Source organism: Vibrio sp. 14N.309.X.WAT.E.F5 (genome assembly GCF_030397615.1).
Lineage (GTDB): Bacteria > Pseudomonadota > Gammaproteobacteria > Enterobacterales > Vibrionaceae > Vibrio > Vibrio lentus.
The window spans coordinates 357,491-372,450 of record NZ_JAPNXR010000003.1; the positions used below are offsets into that span (position 1 = coordinate 357,491).

At 40.1% G+C, this 14,960-nt stretch carries 16 protein-coding genes; 1 reads left to right on the forward strand and 15 read right to left on the reverse strand.

The genetic code is table 11. The annotated features are described in order from the left end of the window. Window positions 1–51 precede the first annotated feature (51 nt). The 13 genes from OW495_RS05995 to OW495_RS06055 all read right to left on the reverse strand — a co-directional run bounded on the left by OW495_RS05995 (window position 52) and on the right by OW495_RS06055 (window position 9,825). Window positions 52–201, reverse strand: coding sequence for a hypothetical protein (locus OW495_RS05995; RefSeq protein WP_237323387.1), 150 nt, complete (start codon window positions 199–201; stop codon window positions 52–54). 147 nt (window positions 202–348) lie between these two features. Further along, window positions 349–921 (reverse strand): hypothetical protein, encoded by a 573-nt coding sequence (locus tag OW495_RS06000; protein ID WP_065105938.1) that lies wholly within the window; start codon window positions 919–921, stop codon window positions 349–351. A 5-nt stretch (window positions 922–926) separates the two neighbouring features. Then, on the reverse strand, window positions 927–1,337 hold the full coding sequence (locus OW495_RS06005; protein WP_019820957.1) for a hypothetical protein: 411 nt from the start codon (window positions 1,335–1,337) through the stop codon (window positions 927–929). Continuing rightward, window positions 1,321–1,893, reverse strand: a complete 573-nt coding sequence (locus OW495_RS06010; protein WP_076667568.1) for a hypothetical protein — start codon at window positions 1,891–1,893, stop codon at window positions 1,321–1,323. Before OW495_RS06010 ends, OW495_RS06005 begins: the two co-directional genes overlap by 17 nt. Window positions 1,894–1,928: 35 nt before the next feature. After that, window positions 1,929–2,657: a hypothetical protein gene (locus tag OW495_RS06015; RefSeq protein WP_019820959.1), complete on the reverse strand. Its 729-nt coding sequence runs from the start codon at window positions 2,655–2,657 to the stop codon at window positions 1,929–1,931. 14 nt (window positions 2,658–2,671) lie between these two features. Continuing rightward, entirely contained in the window at window positions 2,672–4,150 is a 1,479-nt protein-coding gene (locus OW495_RS06020; protein WP_017107236.1) for a hypothetical protein, read from the reverse strand. 131 nt (window positions 4,151–4,281) lie between these two features. Further along, the gene (locus OW495_RS06025; RefSeq protein ID WP_102339100.1) at window positions 4,282–5,454 is read right to left on the reverse strand and encodes a hypothetical protein; all 1,173 of its coding nucleotides are present in this window, start codon (window positions 5,452–5,454) and stop codon (window positions 4,282–4,284) included. Between the two features lie 8 nt (window positions 5,455–5,462). Next, a complete protein-coding gene (locus OW495_RS06030; protein ID WP_102384373.1) occupies window positions 5,463–6,629 on the reverse strand; it encodes a hypothetical protein in 1,167 nt (388 codons plus the stop codon). A 26-nt stretch (window positions 6,630–6,655) separates the two neighbouring features. Beyond that, window positions 6,656–7,144, reverse strand: coding sequence for a regulator (locus OW495_RS06035; RefSeq protein ID WP_102513396.1), 489 nt, complete (start codon window positions 7,142–7,144; stop codon window positions 6,656–6,658). Window positions 7,145–7,169: 25 nt separating this feature from the next. Beyond that, the gene (locus OW495_RS06040) at window positions 7,170–7,652 is read right to left on the reverse strand and encodes a hypothetical protein (protein WP_017107241.1); all 483 of its coding nucleotides are present in this window, start codon (window positions 7,650–7,652) and stop codon (window positions 7,170–7,172) included. Next, entirely contained in the window at window positions 7,639–8,184 is a 546-nt protein-coding gene (locus tag OW495_RS06045; protein ID WP_019820964.1) for a hypothetical protein, read from the reverse strand. The genes OW495_RS06040 and OW495_RS06045 overlap by 14 nt, the downstream gene beginning before the upstream one ends. Continuing rightward, the gene (locus tag OW495_RS06050) at window positions 8,184–8,432 is read right to left on the reverse strand and encodes a hypothetical protein (RefSeq protein ID WP_019820965.1); all 249 of its coding nucleotides are present in this window, start codon (window positions 8,430–8,432) and stop codon (window positions 8,184–8,186) included. Before OW495_RS06050 ends, OW495_RS06045 begins: the two co-directional genes overlap by 1 nt. Before the next feature lie 421 nt (window positions 8,433–8,853). After that, complete coding sequence (locus tag OW495_RS06055) at window positions 8,854–9,825, reverse strand: EAL domain-containing protein (RefSeq protein WP_065111669.1); 972 nt, start codon at window positions 9,823–9,825, stop codon at window positions 8,854–8,856. 390 nt (window positions 9,826–10,215) lie between these two features. On the opposite strand from OW495_RS06055, the gene OW495_RS06060 reads away from it, so the two are divergent. Next, window positions 10,216–11,811, forward strand: a complete 1,596-nt coding sequence (locus OW495_RS06060) for a hypothetical protein (RefSeq protein ID WP_289885593.1) — start codon at window positions 10,216–10,218, stop codon at window positions 11,809–11,811. 640 nt (window positions 11,812–12,451) lie between these two features. Here the strand turns inward: OW495_RS06060 and OW495_RS06065 are convergent. Together OW495_RS06065 and OW495_RS06070 are read right to left on the reverse strand one after the other, a co-directional pair. Then, window positions 12,452–13,171, reverse strand: coding sequence for a hypothetical protein (locus OW495_RS06065; RefSeq protein ID WP_133153974.1), 720 nt, complete (start codon window positions 13,169–13,171; stop codon window positions 12,452–12,454). A gap of 173 nt (window positions 13,172–13,344) precedes the next feature. Further along, window positions 13,345–14,778, reverse strand: a complete 1,434-nt coding sequence (locus OW495_RS06070) for a hypothetical protein (protein WP_019820970.1) — start codon at window positions 14,776–14,778, stop codon at window positions 13,345–13,347. Between the last annotated feature and the right edge of the window lie 182 nt (window positions 14,779–14,960).

Genomic DNA, 14,960 nt, shown 5'->3' on the forward strand with positions numbered 1-14,960 from the left:
GAGGAGGGCTCGACAACAAGACGGCCAACAGAGGAAGTGGGGGATAACATATTAGAACCTCATTATTTCTAACAATTGAAGAGTCAAACGACGAAGATCATCTTCGCGGACACTAAACTCAGGACAAGTAAACGCTAAGTAACCGTCAACCCGTATCAAGTAACCACCTAGTACCGATTCAAACTGGTTCAGCAGTTCCATCACCTGTTCCGTATTGCAAACATGAACGAGCTGAAAAAACGGCAGAATGGGATAAATAAGATAGTCGGGATACTCACTAAATACCGTCCGTTCACTTTGCTCGAGATTGAGCAAAAATTGCTCGATTGGATTTAACGTGAATTGCATTTATTTGGGGTACACCAGAACCACATCTTCAGAAGACAACGTGGTTAATTCATCACAGCTTAAGTATGTTTCAAATGGAGCCCAGCTAACCGATAACTTAAGATCTGCGGGTAAACGTTGTGGCTTAGGCTGTAAATATTCAGTGTCAAGATCGAGCAATTCGGCAACCAAATACATGGTTGTTCTGATACGACTACACTTAAAGATACAGGTCATAAGAGAGGGGAGAGCAACCTGATTTTCTTTATCAATGAAGCGTACATATTGCACTCCCTCTTTGGCAAGATTCATTGATATAAGATATTCAAGATATTCTTTTTCAAGGTGTTTTACTTCTAGCCCAAGCAAACGCTCAATGTCTTTGACTCTCACATACCCTGTGCCTTCGATACCTAAATGAGTTAGGGTTATTTCGACTAACTCATCAACAAATTTCGGGGTTAATACCAGTTGACCAAAATCAAGATGAATGGCTTGGTTGTCAAAACAATGCCCTGCGACCGCATTAATCTGCGCCGCCACAGTACTGCTAAGTTGGCGGTAAGGCTTTAAAGATATGATGTCATGATTCATAGGTTTTACCGATTTCGAGAAAGTAGGGCTAATACATCGCGGCTCATCAAATAATCCTTTTCATCCACCCAATCTCTAATTCCTTGAGGTGTTTGGCACACAAAATCATACAATAATTGATAAGTATCTTTAGATGTCATAGTGCTAAAGTCGTGCTCCTGTACTAGTCGTAAAATAAAAGTGATATTGTGGAATTCATTTTCCAGTACTCCGTCAACAACAATGGCTTTGACCGTCGGCTCTGAGTAGTGACGTAAACGTTCAAACCACTCAATCACCGCCTTTTTATCAAGATAGATATCGGTATCAGACAGCCGATTCCAACTCAGTCGTTGTGACTTGTTTTTGATCATTTCATAAGGATCCAGTCCGCTATTTTGGATGTCGCAATGGGCAATTCTAGAAGGACTGGTCATCGTTAAGATCTCCGTTAGAATCATTCAAATTTTGTGGCTTTTGTTGGTACCGACGCTCACGATCGTCATACTTTCGACAGAGTACTAACATTGAAAGTAACCCTTCCAGATAATGCTCATAAGCTACCAACTGTTGCAGTACTTCACTGTCTGCGTCCATTCCCTCGGCCAACGCACCTAATGACTCCAGATACTGAGTCATTTTTTTGCGAATAGAGGAAGGATAAAGATGCTGACATTGATTGGCAGCCTGTAAAATAAATAGCTGCGCCTCGTTAAGCGATTTTTTTTCGGGTAAGCCTTGCGTGAACCCATGCCAATCTCTTAAGGCTTTAAGTTGATAGCTGTTCAGCATTTTTGAAAATTGCCGCTGCTGCTGAGGTGTCATCGGCTTACGTCTAATACGGAAAAGGCGATGCTGTTTTTTTGCCCGTTTATCAGCTTGCTTAACATCTCGGACACGCTTTGTCTGACTCTCTTCCCGAGTTTGTTTTGTCGGAGTGATGTCAGAAACACGCTCAGCTTTTTGTGGCATCGAAAACGAGACACTTCGCATAGGCTAAAAAGAGCGGGCGAGCCCGCTCTTGCTCCTTATCGGTTTGTTACCAGACTCGCTCTGGCCACGGAATCAAGTATTTCATTCAATTTGACCGCCTCTTGAGTTAAGTCTTGAATGTATTGATCCAGTTGACCATCGAACTTCTCTTTCAGATCTTTAGTGGCTTGGCTCTCTTCTTGAGTTCTCACTTGTGCAGCATTCTGCATCTCATTGACATTGCCTACCATGCTACCGCCCATCTCACTCATTTGAGATACCGCACGATACTTACCAGTACGCCCCTCTTGTAAACGAGCACTAAAATCATTAACGGTATTCGAATCTAATGATTTCACTGAAGTCGACTTGCCATTGGTCATATCAACAACATGTTTATCTTGAAGGGTTTTAGTTTGCCCCATTCGCACAGTTGCTGCCGTGGATAGTGCCATCGTTGCAACTGAGGCAACCAGTGTAATACCAAACTTACGCTGTGCATCACCACACTTATCTCCGGCAATTTTCACAGCTAGATCACTAGTCGCGACAGCTTCAGTAATACGGTTTTGCATCACCTGAGCACGTAAGCGCTGAGACGATTCAATAATCTCGGCTAACAAAGCCAAAAGGTCGCTCATCGAAACAGTGCCTGAATTGGCTTTATCTAATGAACTAGAGAAGCTATTCCACTCTTTCTCATTGATCTCTGGGCTGTTTGTTGTGTTCTTACCTTCCTTCAATGTGAAATCCGAAGGCATTGTATTCATCATTACAGTTGTCATATTATTTCTCCGGATTACATAGTGATCGAAATCATCTTGTCATTAAATTCACGATGATCACTGTTGGTTTTGTAAAGAGACTCAAACGCATGAGTCACGGTGCGCATCGCCTGAGAAAGCATGGTTAATATTTGCTGAATGCGAGTTTCTAGCTCTTCTTGTTTAGCTTGAGCAACCTCTAAATCTTTCGAGATATCAGCAGATTTCACACCATAACCGGTACTAACGACAGAAGTCGCATTCGAACTTACTTCCACCACTTGGTTGACCCGCGTAGCTCGAAGTGAAGCTTTCTCACTATTGGTCATCAAGTCTTTAAGTGATTCGACCACATCATCCAACATCTGTTTGGCTTTATTGAGAAGTTGACTTGGTCGCATGGCCTTTATGGTGTTGAGCATGTCAGACATTTTGTCAGTAATTTCGGACAACTTATTTAACATATTGGCTGGGTTAAGGTTTTTCACACTAGCAGCAAAGTCGTCCATTACAGACGAAACTTTATCGACCGCTTTGGTTAGACTAGCTAACTGCTCTTTCAGCGCCGTACCCACCGATTTAACAGCATCAGATGCCGTGTCTAGTGCTTTAATAAAACTCGCTTTCAATTGGTTAAGAGCTTCAAGTGCTTGATTCATGACTTTTGTCACCGTATCAGCCGCTTTTTGCAGAGCTTGTTTGGTCGTATTAACCAATGTCGTTTTAAATGCTTTGAGTGCATCAACTGCGGTATCTAATAACTTAGTCGCTTTAGTCGCACCGTTTGCGGCAGATTTCCCCAGTAGAGCAGCCAATTTAGCTGGGTTCATATTGGCTAAAATACTACGTAAGCTCATCATTGCATCAACAGCACGGTCAACCACACTGGCAGCTTTTGCTGCCGCAGTTGCCGCTGTTTTGGCTATGTTTTTCACCAACTGAGCAGGGTTAAAGCTAAGCAGCATACCGACAAGACCAATGCCGATCTCCAACCCCATTTTAACTTTTTCCCGAGTTTCCTCAGGAACACCTGCCGCTTTCATTATTTCATCTGCGATCTTAGGAATAACAATCGCCGCAACCATGGTTCCAATCATAATTGCCGACATCACTGGGTTAAACGGTGCAATCACAATCGCAGCGATAAAACCAAGCGCCATACCCAACTTGCCCCAAAAGCTTTGTTTCTTGTCTGCTTTTTTCTGTTCTTCGATTTGGCTTTCACGATCTTTCAGTTGGCTAATCTGAGACTCTTTCTGCACTTCAATCAGTGATTTCTTTGCTTCTGAGTTTTCTTTGCCCGTACCTGAAACGGCATTCGCGACTTCTTTCATCTGTGCTTCAACCAAACGCCACAAAGCGCTAAGTGAAACAGAACTACCAGGAAGTGGCTGGTTCGGCGAGGCCGACTCCACAGCAGAGCTTTGAGCAGACGTGCTCTGCTCACTCTTGCTTTGATCCTCTACAGCACTGACATAGGCCGGAGCTGAGATGGTATTCATGAATGTACTCATGTATTTTCCCTTCATGTATTAGGCCGGGAATAAGCATCCCTCAGGCTTGCTCTACTCTCGATGGACGAGCGACATGTCCCCAGCAATATCATGTCCTTTTATGCTGTTCTTTAGCTGGCGTTGTAAGACAATCAAATATTGCGTGCAATCGCCATTTGTTCATCACGGCATATTGAAAGCCAGTATTTGAGAGTTTGCTGAAGCATTTTGACCTGGTCGCCGATACGATTGATTTCCTCGATTTCTTCGTCGGTTAATTCTCGAGGTGGAAACTGAGTATAAAGCGCAACTAAGTCGCTGTTATCAATGCCATTTCCCATCCAATCAATTTGGTCGCCATAGGTGTACCCATCCTGGACCTGCCAGGTCGAATTAGCACATAAATATGTGAGCGCTGTATAAGGCTGCCCAAGTTGATCAAGACCAAACGTCCTTGCGATATAAGCATCAATATCATCGAGAGAGCCTGTTAAAATGAGTTCCACTTCTTCTTGCGTCATTTGCGGATTATTTTGCAGCACTTCACTGAGAACAAATAAACGTAACATCGGGCTCAGGTCGTCGGATGTACCATTAGCCCACCAACCATAATCATCGTAGTAGTTATCATTGATTTGTTTATAAAGGGCATCTGAACCTCCAGCCCCCTCCAAATCAGTCATTACCTGGTCCAGCAGTGAGCCTTCGGGCATCGTCGCGTTATCCATGATCCCTTTATAAAGTTTCTTGGTCACTGCTGCTAATTTCTCAGGAGTATCGTAATTGGACTCATGCAGACCATGGCTACCACTGCCAGTGCTCTCCAAAATATGGCTAATATCAGTCTTGTTTGCGGCATACCAACTTTCTAACCCATACTGTTCTGGGTGAATCATGATATCCATAAGGGCAATCTGAAAAAGGTCTTCCATCTCTTCAGGTTGAATTCCACCTTCTTCTAAGTCTGCTAGCATCAACCAAAGCGCCGACTCAAACATGTCAACGCCACCATTAGTCCAACCTTGAATCAATTCCAGTTGCTTACCATACGCCTCTATACTCTGTGCAAGCGCAATAGCAATCGCCTGTTCGGGATTACCACTGACCATGGTAACAACCACTTGCTTTTGTTGAGCAGCGATCATCGCTAATGTTTCAGCGCTGGCTGGCTGCATATCGGACTCCAAGATAGCGGTGTCGGTTTGGTTCAACTTCGCTTGCGCGTTATCAATCGCCGCAAGTCGAGCTTCAATATCTTGCGTAACTATCGTCTTGTCTGGAGAAGAATTTGGTATCGAAATACCACTTAGGTTACTAACATTCATCGTATTACCTATATATTGCGCGCAATCGCCATTTGTTCATCACGGCATATTGAAAGCCAGTATTTGAGGGTCTGCTGGAGCATTTTGACCTGATCACCGATTCTGTTGATCTCTTCAACGTCTTCATCGGTTAATTCTCTTGGAGGAAAGTCGTTGTACATATGCTCAAAATATTCTGAACCTAGACCTCGCCCTTCCCAGTCGATAACCTGGTGTCCATTTTGTGTCACTTCTCTCCAGCCATCATGGGCAGGGTCATTCTGGTAACCGTCATTCTCGAAAATATAATCAATCGCCGACGCATAACTAGTATTGGTTTGAATAAAGACATCCAATGTACCGATAGGAGCCGTAAGAAACATTTCAATCGTCGATTGTTCAACCTTTGGATTGGTCGTGAGATAGCCAGCCATAAGAGCCATTCGTAACATCGGAGAGAGCCCTGCACTGCTTGGATATCCAGAATCACAGACAAACCCACCAGTATTGCTGAAGTTGTTTCTGTACTGGCTTTGTAAAGCAGAGACCCCACCACAGTTGTCATTCATGTAAATCAAAATATCGTGACAGAGGCTGTCTTGTGGCGCGTTGTTCATCATATAGTTAAAAACATTCTGACAATTATTGGCAAACGCGGCGCCATCCCAGCTTTCATGATAGCCATGAGAACCTGATCCAGTACTTTCTAAGAAATGCCTCATCTGCTCGTCCATTGCTGGGCCATAACCGTGGGACATGAAGTCCATGATCGCGAGCTGGAATAAATCTTCTAAGGCATAACCAGATGTTTCACCGCTTGTTTTTATACCGTCAAACATCACTGCCATCGCACTCTCAAACATAGCCAGTCCTCCATTGGTCCAGCCTTGTATAACCGACAATTGCTTGCCGTATTTCTCAATACTCTGTGCCAATGCCATTGCAATTGCCTGTTCAGGGTTACCACCAACCATAGCCATGACCACTTGCTTTTGTTGAGCAGCGATCATGGCTAATGTTTCAGCGCTGGCAGGCTGTTTTACCAAGGTCGCGATACTGACATCGGCTTTATTAAGCTCAGCCTCCGCTTTATTGATTAATTCTATCTGAGCGACGGATTGTGCCAATGTCTCTGGAGAGAGTTCATCGTCAATGTGGTCTAAATTAGAGAGACTATTGGTGGTACTTGTAATCACTGTCCATTCCTCGGCATAATTAGCAATTAAGACAAATAGGGTTTTAACTGTTTCTGTAAATACTCGAAACGCTGTGAATAAAATTCGTTAAGGTGATCTGATTTAACGACAATCAGAGTTGCAGCCGACTGAATATATTCTTTCAACTTGTAATGACAGAGAGAAATATTAAGGATAGTTTCATCCAAATCATTAGTCGGGTATGTCTTCAAGACACTTAATACATCCAAAGCTTTTTTGAACTGCCCCTTTTCCAAATAAATAGCAGCTAAACAACCGGGCCCACGATGGTCATAAGGATTTAATGCGCAGTAGGCAGAAAATATTATTTCCGCTTCTTTAAACTGGAACTTATTATAAAACTCAACACCCAATTCAAAGACAGACTTTAATTGAGTTGTTGTGATTTTCTTTGATTTTCGCAATTTGGCCAACTCATGCTCAACCATTTTCCCGTCGAGCAATGAAAAGAATTCATCTCCCGCTTTTCCAAATTCAATCTTTTTATTTTTCACTTTTTTTCAATCCTGCTTGAATACATCAATCTACTTCCGGTTTATCAAATAATGGGGCCAAGACTTGATTAACAACATCACATAGCCGATAGGTGCTCGTGATAGTTAAGGGTTGTGATGGGAGATCGACTCTTAAACGTATCGACCACACCACAGCCAGGCGGTTATCGTATTGGGCGAGCATCATTAAGCCGAGTTGCTGGTTGCTTAATTCTTGTGGGATATGCTGAATGCCAACGGCATCAGACCAAAGGTACAAATTCTGTCCTAGTAATTTTCGAACTTGTACCAACGACCAACCTTCCCTATTCTGGCGATGCTTTTGGTATTCAATTAGTAACCCAAGAGTCGCCACGACTTTTCTAACCTCGCCAAGATTACTTGATAGACATCGCTGACTATCCTTGTCCGTTAAGTTAGTCAAAACAGAAAAAGAGGCTGGACAAAGTAAACGTTGAGTTAGGCAATAATGCAGCAGCTTCTGATGACGCTTTTTATACGTTTTCATTACCCGCCATTTGTACAAAGTAACTTATAGTCAATGTATCTTGCTCAGCCACTAATCCTTTAAGAAATCGTTCGATATTACTTTTCTTATTAGAATCCATTTCTTGTAAACTCATGATTAGCACCGATACTCGTTTGTTTTTCTCTCCGCTCACTACTACACTCGCTCGTAAAACATTAGGAATCACGCTCAGCTTGTTATAGATTTCACGGCTTTCAAGTAAATTGCTTTTTACTACCTCTAATTTACTCAAGCTAGCAAACTTTGATTCGAGCAAATCGTTGAGATCTTCACGCTGAAAATAGAAATTAAACTGACTCAGTAATTCTCGCGCCTTAGGTTCGTTAGGCTTGTCCACGTAAACTAGATAACTTTCCTTGTTTCTCTCTAATGTTGCTGGTAATTGTTGTTGGCCTAATAAGACAACAACCTTATTGGCAATATCAGCGGATTCAAAACTAGCAATTTGGGCTGAGCCCTGTTCATTACACCCGGTCAGTATGATCAATAACAAACACCACAGTTTTTTCATTACTGTGCCTTCATCACTTCATTAATTGCATTTGCTGACTTAGAAGCAATTTTTGTTACAGTTTCTTGATACATACTGTAGTGAAATACAGACTGTTGCAGAGCGAGCGTATCTTGAACAGTGATAGTTTGACCTCCTGCATTAATACGGTCGAGATTGTCAAGAATCTCCTGAAAACCCTCTCCGATATTATTAAAAGTATCTTCCATAACGGAAGGCTGAATGTTTTCGATCGTTAAGCCGGGCATATCAACTCCTACGAGCAATAGGTTTAAAAGATAAGATAAATTTAATTTCGATATTAATAACTCTTTAAAAAAAACGCTAATGGGTTATTTTGAATCATTATGAAAAACAAATTCATTTAAAACTTACAATCATAAATTTAAGACTAACTAGATAAATCACACCACTCACCGCTGAATATTTGTGAATTTATCTAAAGGCCAATAGCGCTCACCTAGTGACGTCTTCTCTACCCCTAGGCTAAAAATACTTTACATGTAGGTATTAGGGATGAATTTGAACCTATATTGCTTAATATATACTCGAAAAATAAGCCTGAATTTAGATGGTAAAAGGTGAAATTCCACATGTAAGCAAATTAAAACGGTTAAGGCTATCGTTTGGACCAAAGGTCAATCGCAACCTATGATCTTTGTTAGTTTTCTATCTATCGATAAGATCTGAGGTTAGAAGTGAGTTAAGGGCTGGTGGTTTCAATCCGAGTCTACTTGTTTTCGAAGGCGACTGGGAATAAAAATTAGATGACGAAATCATTTCAATTTCATTTAAAGGCAAAGGCTTAGAGAAGTAATAACCTTGTAGTTTATTTACACCACTCCTGATTAAATAGTCGGCTTGCTCTTTTGTTTCGACCCCTTCAGCTACAGTAATTACACCTAAACGATCGCCTAACTCAATGATCATATTTAACACGGCAGGATTGGTAGTTTTCAAACCTACTTTATCAATGAAGCATTTATCTATTTTTAAATAGTCAAATTCTATATTCTGAATCATTGATAAAGATGTATGTCCAGTACCAAAATCGTCAACAGCAAACTTAAGACCATAATCTCTAAGTAGATCGATAGACGCTACTCCTTCAGGCTCAAGAGCTTGACGCTCTGTAATTTCAGCAATAAGACCAATACCAAGCTTTCTAAACTGTTCTGTGTAATGCTTGAGTTTTTTTACTCTCTCAACACTACCTAAATATGATGGCGGGATATTCACACCAAGAGATAAGATCGACAGTGTATTAGACCGCTGCAATTCTTCCAAGGTTAATTCTAAAACATAGTCAGTAAGGTCATTAATGATTCCTCTTTCTTCAGCCAAAGGGATAAATTCATCTGGTGAGATTATACCTAGTGTTGGGTGCTTCCAACGAATCAAAGCTTCTAGGCTTTCAATATTTCGGCCATATCCATTGACAATGGGTTGATAGACAATAAAAAATTCTTTCTTGTTCAACCCTTCTTTCATATCTAAAACGAAACTCTCTCTTCGATCACTAATTTTCGATATAAATCGAACATATGGCAACATCACCACCAATAAAACAACCGTATATACTAAGCCAACAAATACAATTTCATATACAAAGAACTGTCTCATCTCTAGAAGTAAAGTCATATAGTCTCAATTTAGTGTTATTACAATTATGGTTAAAAATTAACTTATAATTATTAATGATTAGGTTTTTATGTCTTCAGAATGTAACCACTCGGACCATGAAGTAACGTTACGTTTTTAAACGCTCTACTCGCTCTTAATCTTCATCGCTGCGTTCATCACTTTTATCACTAAGTGCAAGACTCTCAAAGAGATAAGACTAGATTATTTTTGAAAAAAAATGACCACTTCAACTCTATTAATCAGACAGGAAACTAAAAATAGATCCATCTTATATTTCGTACTTTATGGGATGGATTCTTGTGATGAATATTTCACAAATAATCTCTCGATTTGACCGCTAGTAGAGAAGATATTGAGCGATGTGACTATCAACTATGGTACTAAAACATGCGTTCTAATGTTCTGAATCTAACACCACAACCCAATACCCTCGAAAGCTCTAAACAACCGAATAGACAAAGCAATGACTCTCTTAGCGTTAAACAAATAAGCTCCGTGCCTGAGCGAGACGTAATGAAACTCATCAATACAATTACGAGCCTGTACAGCCAAGCTCAGGTCAAAAAGGAGGACATATCAAGATTAACGCTCCAACTGGATAGGCTACTAAATCAACAAGAAGCTTCCTTCGTAAGACAAACAACTGATTCCAATTCATCAGCACAACAACTCACATCTAAAAGCCCAGAATCAACTTCACAATTAAAGATGGACAGCCACAAGGCTCAAGGGACTATTGAGATGCCGAGAACGAATCTACTTAAAGAAATTCAGGCTTTTCGTGGTCGAAATGGATTACAAAAAAAACAAAGCAGCGGTAAGACGGAAATGGCGGTACCGGCTCAAACAGCATCAACATCACAGCATTTAGCAAATACAGTTCCACTAAAAACGGGAAAGAGTTTACCTAGTATTGACAGCTTACAAGACAAACAGCAAACCACCCAAGCTGCACCCCCCCCCCCCCCCCCACCCCCCCCAGCTTCGTTTTCCGGTAAAGCGATACCCACTTCTACATCTCCCACAGATTCAAGCAAAATGTTCGAGCAGATTCGACAGTTTGGCGGAACCAAAGGCTTAAAAGCACTTAATCAGGGGGCCAATACAAACCAGCCAGTAAAGAGTAACCCAGAATTATCTCAAGGCCAGAAACTCATCTTCGAAGAGCCAGAGAACGTATTAAGCCAGTATCAAACCTTAACCAATGACGATAAAGACCTAGTAGCAAGATTCATTAGCCAGGCTATCATCCATTCAGTAGATCTAGATGTTCTAGGGCAGCTGAATAATAACATTGGTGATCTGCAAGCAGATCAAGTGACGCAGGCTCACATCGATAAAATGCCAGACTACTGCCAGTCATTTTTCAATGTAATTAAACCTTATACCAAAGATACCGAATCAGCCCCGCTATTCAGCCATTCGATGTTTAAGAAATCGGATGTCATCGCCGGAAACTACCAACCAGTAAACATAGATGAAGAGATGACGAAAGGTGATGAGATGAGCAACGCAAATTCATCCCCTTCGCAATGGTTAACGGTAAGAGAGGGCCTAAGTAAAATGCAGAAACAGCTATCGATTACATCAAGAAAGCGTTATGACAATGGATCTGTTGCATCAACGACCGAAAAAACAAGTGAGGTATTCGCTAAAGCTCAACAAGCTAGTTTAGCTCTGATCAACGATTCAACTCGTACCGACTTATTGAGCAAAGATTATCAGAGCCAAGTCACTGGCTCTTTCAAGAACATCGATACTTTTAGTGGATTTCTAGCTAATCTAGATAAATCAGCGGCCCATAAACTCGAATCAGAGTTTCGCCAAGCAATTCAAAACCCAGAAAAGCTAGAAGAGAGCATTACTGACTTTCTTAAACAAAGATTACCTACGGGCTTTAAAGAATTTACCTATCAATCCATCAACGAAGAGAACCAGCGTTTAAAAGCCGAGCTTGCACTGTTAAAAAAGGGGAATCTATAATCACCGTAAATAGCACGATTTAGACTTAAACGGTGCTAAAACTGCTTACTCGAAACCTATTTAAGTGAGCAGTTTTTCTAAAAATAGAACCTTACAATAAAGTAGGCCCCCTATTTCTTAGGGATATAGCGAGTTTCAGATGAAAGTGCTATACCTCATCTCGAAGTACCCTACTTATTGACATCTCCATTCCGCACATCTAATTCGCTTAATTTTTTATCATTTGAATATCCGTATATGTAGACGCAAGCTACAAGGCACCATTAGGTTTGTCATTATCAGTTAACCTCGAAAACGATTCTAGTATCATTATTATATTTGGGGGTTACGATCTTGGAATAAAGGATTAAGCCAAGATAAATGAATCTTGGGAAAGGCTTTTAGTGAGAATATTAAGTAGAGTTTGAGAACCGGAACCAGCGCTATTTTTAAAGAGGCATTGAAATATCCATATTGAGTAATTTGAGTGCAATGAGCCAACTACCATGAGAAAAACAGGAAGTTGGCCCATCGATTGAAGGACACTTATATTTAGGATATCAACTCGACATGCCCTTCATTTACAAGCATTCCCATTGCTTGAAAAATCTGCTTTATACGTATTCAATGCCATATTTGATTAGATAAGTACACACGCACTTTACTTAGTCATCTCTAAGTCTGCCGAAAACCTCAGTCCACTTCGCTTTCCGATAAACCCGTGGCGTTCATACAACTTATCTATTTCTCGTTCCATAAATTGAGTTAATGTCTTATCTCGTAGTTTTATCTTAGGCGTCTCATCCAAAGTCACTTTTGTTTGATTTTCAAATACATCCTTTACTATTATACCTACAAGTTCTTTTATGTAAGAAATAGTCGGTGTTTTGAGGTTGTTAGTTGAGATAACTTGATCGATCTGCTTGTCAAACTGCTCATAGGCGGACTCTATCAGTTCATTTCGGTCAGATTTACTCAGTACTCTAACCTTTTCATCTCTATCAATTATACGAGCCAAATAAGTACGAAGCGCCCCGGAGTTCATTAAACAAGTTATATTTGTTGCCCTCTTAAAAATATCTGTGATTTCCTCTTTTTTTGCTTTTATTAAGTCAGCATCTTGAGTTTCGATAGCTTTATTTTGTAAATGAATATTAATCTCTGAAGCTCCGCAAAAAGAGACATGATTATAAAGAGTCTCATAATGTGTAGTGCCTTTCATTGAAAGGGGAGCCTTTGATTTATCTAGTCCTTTTTTTATAGCGGTATCTATCACTTTTTGATAAACCCTTTTAACTTTAAAATTAGAATCGGAATCCACTTTATTATCTGATTGGTGGCAGATAAAAGGTGTTGATTTTAAAACTTTTGTAGAATACATAAAAAAACCCATTAAATAACGAATCATTAATTATTAATATATTTAAATATAAATCATGGGGTTATTTAAGAAAAATACGGCAGGTATAATCATAGCGCCGACTCCAGCCATTTTAATAACAAGCGATATAAATATGAAAAAATCACAACTCTGCCAGGGAATTTCACCCCCTATCACTCGTTCGTAAATAATCGCTTGTAAACTTTGTCACCAAATTCGTCTGCTTTCAAATCACTGTAACCTCCTATATCGTTAAACTGTAGCTTTGTCTCACCGTCAGAGATCCCCTCTGACGCAGCCATGATCTCGAAATATGAGTGGTGACTTTTAGGAGGTAATAGATTCGCCATACAGATAATTCTTGCTTCATTAAGTGTAGGTAGTTTTTCTAGTTTTCTAGTTGCTGCTATCAGCTGCTTCTCAGTCGCTGATTGGTTGTTTCTTATCGATATGTAATAATGACGTAAATTAGCAAAGGCATTCAAGAACTTAACTGTATGACCACTCATGCCTGATATCAAAGGTCGGTTATTATCTATTGCCAATGTCACCATATGTTCTACCTCAGGGACTCCTTTCTGAGAACGTCTCAAAATATTTGAATTTTCCCCCGCATCATGACGCCTAATCCCATCGACAGTTTCATCTAACATAAGGTCATGGGTAAACTCACTTGTGCTTTTATAAAACCCTATCCCTTGAAGAAAGTCACTTTTCAGTTCCGGAGAAGTCTCAAACTTTGCTTTCACCTTCTCTTCAGACTCACCCGATAATTTAATCACTCTAGCTTGCCACTTCTTAGGTAGCTTTTCCCATTTATCAATTCTGTTGGGGTTAACGTCATACCACTGATGATATGATGTTCCACCAAATGCACGATTATCAGCAGTTACAGTATTAAAATAGTTTGAACGTCGCTGTTTCATCGCTTCACTAAATTCCTCTTGGGCTACTGTTTTTCGCCCAAGATAATCGTAAGGACCAAATGGCTCAGCACCAACAGTTTTGTGAAGTTCGCAGCTCACCTCACTTAAATATTCACGCTTTGAAAGTCCGTGATCTGCCGCTTGCTGAGCCAATGTTTTAATATCGTAAACACCACTATCTAAATAGTAATCCTCTAAAGCCAAAAACACTGAGTCCAGTGACAGAATACCTTTCAAAAGCTCGTTAGCCCCACCTATTTTATAAGCTTTTTTTACTATGCTTTCTTTATTTTCTCGCACAATATGTTCGAAATTCACACCAAAACCATCTTTTCCTATATCGATAGCTTTCTGTGTTAGTTGTTTACCTAAGTCACTATCAATAAGTATTTTACCGAGCTTCTGCTCAATTTTTTTATTCTGATTTAGCAGGCTTAGATCTGGATAGTTAAGAGACGATAAGTCCGAATCTTGAGCTTCTCTCAGAACCGGATTGGACTGGAACTCCGATATACTGAGTTTTCTTTCTGTGCTAATGGGATTAGAGAAAGATTTGGCTAATGGAAAGTCTTCCTTCATCGTATTACTGACTTGTCTTACTTTAACTTTTGGCTCTGATTCATCTTTTTTATTACTCATCACTGATGTAGAACTTAAAAGTGAAATATTTCTTTTAAACATAAATTACTCCTCTTATATTCGCTCTATCATTACCAATCAAAAAACAAACAATTACAACAAACAAGTAGATTAATTCAAATAAAATTAAACAATTTCATTCAGAAAAAGATGACACTAAGGGGTCACTCTAAAATTGCATTTAAATATCATAATTTTTCGCTGATAACCTCTCTGTTGTTCCC

Excerpts from the sequence above, each read along its gene's own strand:
- OW495_RS06000 (WP_065105938.1), bottom strand. The coding sequence starts at position 921 with ATGAATCATGACATCATATCTTTAAAGCCTTACCGCCAACTTAGCAGT.
- OW495_RS06015 (WP_019820959.1), bottom strand. The coding sequence starts at position 2,657 with ATGACAACTGTAATGATGAATACAATGCCTTCGGATTTCACATTGAAG.
- OW495_RS06020 (WP_017107236.1), bottom strand. The coding sequence starts at position 4,150 with ATGAGTACATTCATGAATACCATCTCAGCTCCGGCCTATGTCAGTGCT.
- OW495_RS06055 (WP_065111669.1), bottom strand. The coding sequence starts at position 9,825 with ATGACTTTACTTCTAGAGATGAGACAGTTCTTTGTATATGAAATTGTA.
- OW495_RS06050 (WP_019820965.1), bottom strand. The coding sequence starts at position 8,432 with ATGCCCGGCTTAACGATCGAAAACATTCAGCCTTCCGTTATGGAAGAT.
- OW495_RS06005 (WP_019820957.1), bottom strand. The coding sequence starts at position 1,337 with ATGACCAGTCCTTCTAGAATTGCCCATTGCGACATCCAAAATAGCGGA.
- OW495_RS05995 (WP_237323387.1), bottom strand. The coding sequence starts at position 201 with ATGGAACTGCTGAACCAGTTTGAATCGGTACTAGGTGGTTACTTGATA.
- OW495_RS06070 (WP_019820970.1), bottom strand. The coding sequence starts at position 14,778 with ATGTTTAAAAGAAATATTTCACTTTTAAGTTCTACATCAGTGATGAGT.
- OW495_RS06040 (WP_017107241.1), bottom strand. The coding sequence starts at position 7,652 with ATGAAAACGTATAAAAAGCGTCATCAGAAGCTGCTGCATTATTGCCTA.
- OW495_RS06045 (WP_019820964.1), bottom strand. The coding sequence starts at position 8,184 with ATGAAAAAACTGTGGTGTTTGTTATTGATCATACTGACCGGGTGTAAT.
- OW495_RS06025 (WP_102339100.1), bottom strand. The coding sequence starts at position 5,454 with ATGAATGTTAGTAACCTAAGTGGTATTTCGATACCAAATTCTTCTCCA.
- OW495_RS06010 (WP_076667568.1), bottom strand. The coding sequence starts at position 1,893 with ATGCGAAGTGTCTCGTTTTCGATGCCACAAAAAGCTGAGCGTGTTTCT.
- OW495_RS06065 (WP_133153974.1), bottom strand. The coding sequence starts at position 13,171 with ATGTATTCTACAAAAGTTTTAAAATCAACACCTTTTATCTGCCACCAA.
- OW495_RS06060 (WP_289885593.1), top strand. The coding sequence starts at position 10,216 with ATGCGTTCTAATGTTCTGAATCTAACACCACAACCCAATACCCTCGAA.